The organism is Paraburkholderia kururiensis JCM 10599 = LMG 19447, assembly GCF_003986935.1.
Taxonomy (GTDB): domain Bacteria; phylum Pseudomonadota; class Gammaproteobacteria; order Burkholderiales; family Burkholderiaceae; genus Paraburkholderia; species Paraburkholderia kururiensis.
Genome location: NZ_RJZE01000066.1, coordinates 1 through 5,028 on the forward strand (window position 1 = coordinate 1; position 5,028 = coordinate 5,028).

Below are 5,028 nucleotides of genomic sequence, written 5' to 3' on the forward strand. Positions count from 1 at the left end.
TGAATGCCGGGCTATGCGACCGGCGGCTTCTTTTTGTCATCTTTGGGGTCCTCTTGCTGGTCCTATGACCAGCTCAGGTCCCGGCCGTTCCACTTGCCGACCTGTCCGAATTTCTGGCCCCACCTCTCTCGTCGGTCGAGTAGCGCTACACCAGCAACTTCCTCAAGCTCACGGAGAGACTTGCTCACTGCAGCTGCGGAACGGCCCAGGTAAATGCTGGCTTGCCGTAAGCTTCCATGATCGGCAACTGCAACTAGGCACTCTAACTGATGAAACTTAAAGTCGATGGTCATTTTGCTAAGCTAAGAATTAATTGGTTGGCCAATAAGGGGAGAGGTGGCCGTGCAAAATAGGACAACGGGATAAGTGGGATGATCGGGGCCTGAGCCAGCGATAATGCAGGCAAAGGAACCGAGAAAATGACGAAACGAACCCGACGCACGCACTCAGCGGCGTTCAAAGCGAAAGTGGCCCTGGCGGCAGTCAAGGGCGAGCGTGCGGCCGGCCCGGTGTCGAGCGAGCCACCGGTAGACGTGAAGACCCTGCACGCCAAGATCGGCCAACTCAGCTTGGAAAATGATTTTTTAAGCGGTGCGCTCACCAAGGCGGGATTGCTGAGCGCAAAGCGATGATTGACCGTGGCCATGCGTTGCCAGTTTCGCAGCAAGTCCGGCTTGTTGGTATCGCGAGATCGAGCGCGTATTACCGGGCGCGGCCTGTCAGCGAAGTCGATCAACGCCTGATGCGCCGGATCGACGAACTGCATCTGGAGTTCCCGTTTGCCGGTGCACGGATGCTGGCGCGCCTGCTGCGCCGGGAAAGCCACGAGGTCGGCCGCCGCCGCGTGCGCACGCTCATGAAGCGCATGGGTATGGAGGCGCTGTACTGCAAGCCGAACACGAGTCGACGCAACGCGCAGCACAAGGTCTGGCCGTATCTGCGGCGCGGCACGAAGATCAAGCGTGCCAACCAGGCCTGGGCACTCGACACGACCTACGTCCCCATGGCGCGCGGTTTCGTGTATCTGACTGCGGTGGTGGACTGGGCCAGTCGCAAGATCCTCACGTACCGCGTGGCGATCACGCTGGAAGCCGTGCATGCCGTTGAAGCGCTGGAAGACGCGTTCGCCCGCTATGGGCACCCCGACATCGTGAACACCGATCAGGGTAGCCAGTTCACGGCGGGAGCCTTCACCGAGGCGGTGCTGGGCCGAGGCATTCGGCTGTCGATGGACGGCAAAGGCGCCTGGCGCGACAACGTGTTCGTCGAGCGCGTGTGGCGCAGCATCAAGTACGAAGAGATTTATTTGAGAGCCTACGAGTCGGTCAGCCACGCCCGGCGCTCCATTGGCCAATACATTGAACTGTACAACCGCAAACGGCCTCATCCGAGCCTGGCTGCTCCACAGACGCCCGATGAGGCATACTTCGCGACACTGCCAGCGATCAAATCGGCAACATGATCGCCCCGGACGTTCCACTTAAAAATCTCGGGACCCTGTCTGAACAAGCGGCGCCACCTCTCCCTTTCATTCAATTACGTCACCTATATGGACAAGCGTGACGCACCAACGGCGCTCACGCATCTGGCCGCCGCCTTCGAGGAGTACAACGAGCGCCACCCGTACAAAGCCCTGAAATACCGCTTGCCTCGCGAGTTCAGACGGGCTGCTTCGTCACCCCCCTAGCAGGCTGCTGAAATACACCCCCGACAGAAGCAGCCTTTCTGCGCCCACGCGGTGTTCGCCGTAAGGTTTGTCGCATTGTGAAATTTCAACGTGGATTCCACGCTTGTTCGCCGGTTTGAGGCCAATTTCTGGCCTCATTCCCGCGTTTTTCGCCACTACGGGCGGACTTGTCCCAACGAGCGCATGCGCACGAGGTTGTAGGCGGTCATGTTCAACACGAACATCTGATCCACCTTCTTCAACCCGCGTACCATCACCTGGCGCATGCGCCCCCCGGTCTTGGCCCACCCGAAGCCTTGTTCGACCAACTTGCGCTTTTGCTGCGAAATGGCATAGCCCACGCTCGAGGCTATCGTATCGGGCACCGCCGAACGCCGCCCCGAGGTGTTTTGCGCAACGTGCGGTGTGACCTTCATCTGCTGGCACGCGTCGATGAATTCCTGTGCGTCGTAACCCTTGTCCGCACCCAGCGTGATTTCTGCGTTCGCATCCTCTGCCGCTTGCCGCGCATCGTTGATCATGATCTTTGCCGCTTCACGCTCGGCATGCCCATCAGCGTGTGTCACGCGCGCGTTGACCACCAGGCCGTGCCGATTATCGGTCAGGGTATGACCCATGTACCGCAATTCGCTGGCCATTTTGCCTTTGCGATAGAGTCGCGCATCAGGATCAGTCTTGGACTGATGCGTCTCGTTGCTGCGCTTCTCGCCCTTGAAGTCGCCCGCGCTACCGCCGTCGCTGTCCTGATCGTCACCGTCCTTACGCACGAAGCTCTTGTGGCCCCGCCCACGCCTGGATCAGCGTGCCGTCCACGCTGAAGTGCTCGCCCGAGAGCAGGCACTTCTTCTCGGCGATCGCCACCACTTCGTTGAAAAATTCGATCACCGCATCGTGCTTGATCAGACGTTCACGGTTCTTCGTGAAGACCGTCGGCACCCAAACTTCGTCATCCATGGCCAAGCCGATGAACCAGCGAAACAGCAGGTTGTATTGCACCTGCTCCATGAGTTGGCGCTCCGAGCGGATGCTGTAGAGCACCTGGATCAGCATGGCTCGCAGCAGCTTCTCCGGCGCGATGCTCGGCCGACCGCCCTTGATGTCGGCTTCGTACATCCCCGCGAACAGTCGATCCAGCTTCGCCAGTGCTTCGTTCGCCATCACGCGGATCGAACGCAACGGATGCGACTTCGGAACGAAGTCATCCAGCTTGCGGATGGAAAACAAACTCTCGGTGAATGTGTCCGCGCCGCGCATGATCTCCAGGGGGCAAGTGGGGTGTCTTCTATCAACGCTTCACGGACCTTCCGCGATGACGTTACCGCTGGTACTTCAGCAGCCTGCTAACGGTGTCCACGTGTCCTGAGTTACAGGGTCGACTCCGCGGCATGCTAAATCTACTGCTTACGTTGCTTTGACACCTCTACGCTCGCACATCGATGCCGTTTCGGGTTGAGGGCGTCTATCCAATCAAATTCGGCATCCGCTCTTGTCGTGAGTTTAACTGATTGGTTATGGGTATAGTTTATGAAAGATTATCAGCTGTGGGAGTTATTCAATCCGATTTCATCGAGCCGATAGCCATGGATATACACAGAACGGAGCCTTAGTCCATTTTTTGATGATATCCCCCGTTCCTTACGCAGTCGATAGATGTGCGTGTCAAGTGTTCGAGAGCTATCGGATATTGGGCGCCCCCATACTGCCATTGACATCAGCTGTCTTGACACGATTCTTCCTACGTTCTGAAAAAGGAATGCGAGCAGCTCATATTCTTTACGAGGCATGTGCACCTCATTACCATTGAGGAAAACTCTTTCTTCCGAAAGATTTATCGAGAAATTTCCCACCTGGATTTTTTTTTGAAAATCAGATTCAGCCTTCCTGCCCAACCAGAAATTCATGCTGTTAATAAATTGTAATCCACTGCATGGTGTAAGGATGTAGTCATCAATGACCCCTCCCATGCGGGCGCGCAGATCCACTTCTTCGTGAGGCGCCGAGAGGCAAAGTACGGGTATGCGCTTCATTCTTGTGAGCCGGATTTCATTGACCACTCCGATCCAGTCAGTATCGCTGGATCGACAATCCAGAATAATCAGATCAATTTCTTCTTGGCGGGAAATCTCAATGCACGCATGGCTCGAATCCGCATGAATGATGGAGACGGCACTGTGCGGCACTATTTGACTAATAAAATCGTGTCGACAATTGTCGGGTTCGATGAGCAGGACGTTCACGAATTTCTCCTCGAAAGGCATTTGAATTGTGATGCATTGACAGAATCGAAGACGCATATGGAATGTTTCAAGTGACATCCCAACATTATCGAACTGTTGGCACCCGTCACCGGGTTCGGCACGACCAATGAGGTCGATATGTAGAAAACCGTTGACCGGCGACAAGTTATAGCTGTTGGTTGAGCCACCATTAAGTAACAGTGCCAAATCTGTTTGAATTTCGATAACTTGGCGCCTTCGTGACGCCGAGTAGCGGATGAAGTGTGTGGTAGCTGAGCGAGGCCGAGGAAATGACGTTGCAGCAGTTGTCGATCAATCACAGGCATCGTGACGCGCGCATGTGAGCGGCGGACCTGCTGACTTTGCCCTCGAAAAACGTATCCGTTACTGAGAGTGTGCAAAACTTCAGCAACGGAGGATGTAGCAATGGGTAACCCGAGGGCGCGGTACACGCTGGAATTCAAGATTGAAGCGGTGCGCATGGTGCGTAACGGCCAGAGCCAGGCGGCGACGGCGAAGATTCTGGGCATCAGTACGCAGACGTTGAACGCGTGGTTCAAGGCCGACGATGCGGGCAAGCTCAATGGGGCGGCCAAACAGGTGTCCGCCGAACAGATGGAAATTGTCCGGCTGCGCGCCGAGCTGGCCCGCGTGAAGATGAATCGCGATATCCTGGGAAAAGCGACGGCGTACTTTGCGAAGGGGTCGGTGTGAAGTACGCGTGGAGCGAACGGCATAGCCGGCAATGGCCGGTTTCCCTGGCCTGCCAGGCGCTGGGCGTCAGTCCCAGCGGTTATCACAATCGTAAGGCCCGCGACGTTGTTCCTGATCGGCCGCGCCGACGCATCAGCAACGACGCGTTGCTGGTCCACATTCGCGCTGTCCATGCCGAATCCAAAGGCGAGTACGGCTGGCCGCGCGTGTGGAAAAAGCTGCTTGCGCAAGGCATTCGCGTGAGCAAGGACCGGGTTCAGCGGGAGCTATCGTTGAAAGTGGTGTACGCGGCGTAGGGAAGAGGCAGGAGAAGGCGGTGGCGATTGAAGGAGAATGTTGCTTCTCACGGTAACACTTCCACAATCGAACTCCACCACCATGGCGAAACAT

At 56.6% G+C, this 5,028-nt stretch carries 3 protein-coding genes and 3 pseudogenes; 3 read left to right on the plus strand and 3 right to left on the minus strand.

The window, feature by feature from the left end; genetic code table 11:
- Window positions 1-62: 62 nt before the first annotated feature.
- Window positions 63-293: a helix-turn-helix domain-containing protein gene (locus tag PKKP23_RS35050; protein WP_126880035.1), complete on the minus strand. Its 231-nt coding sequence runs from the start codon at window positions 291-293 to the stop codon at window positions 63-65.
- 126 nt (window positions 294-419) lie between these two features.
- On the opposite strand from PKKP23_RS35050, the gene PKKP23_RS33030 reads away from it, so the two are divergent.
- Window positions 420-1,462 (plus strand): IS3 family transposase gene (locus PKKP23_RS33030; RefSeq protein WP_420873270.1). Its coding sequence is split into 2 segments (ribosomal slippage): window positions 420-588 and window positions 588-1,462, totalling 1,044 coding nucleotides; the frame shifts between segments, so codons are not numbered across the junction.
- A gap of 60 nt (window positions 1,463-1,522) precedes the next feature.
- A pseudogene (locus PKKP23_RS33035) lies at window positions 1,523-1,687 on the plus strand (IS3 family transposase); the annotation flags it as partial.
- A 155-nt stretch (window positions 1,688-1,842) separates the two neighbouring features.
- Here the strand turns inward: PKKP23_RS33035 and PKKP23_RS33040 are convergent.
- Window positions 1,843-2,941, minus strand: a pseudogene (locus PKKP23_RS33040) (IS5 family transposase).
- A 281-nt stretch (window positions 2,942-3,222) separates the two neighbouring features.
- Entirely contained in the window at window positions 3,223-3,924 is a 702-nt protein-coding gene (locus PKKP23_RS33045; RefSeq protein ID WP_161978205.1) for a response regulator transcription factor, read from the minus strand.
- A 426-nt stretch (window positions 3,925-4,350) separates the two neighbouring features.
- Between PKKP23_RS33045 and PKKP23_RS33050 the strand changes: the two are divergent.
- Window positions 4,351-4,928 (plus strand): annotated as a pseudogene (locus tag PKKP23_RS33050) (transposase); the annotation flags it as partial.
- Between the last annotated feature and the right edge of the window lie 100 nt (window positions 4,929-5,028).

Excerpts from the sequence above, each read along its gene's own strand:
- PKKP23_RS35050 (WP_126880035.1), bottom strand. The coding sequence starts at position 293 with ATGACCATCGACTTTAAGTTTCATCAGTTAGAGTGCCTAGTTGCAGTT.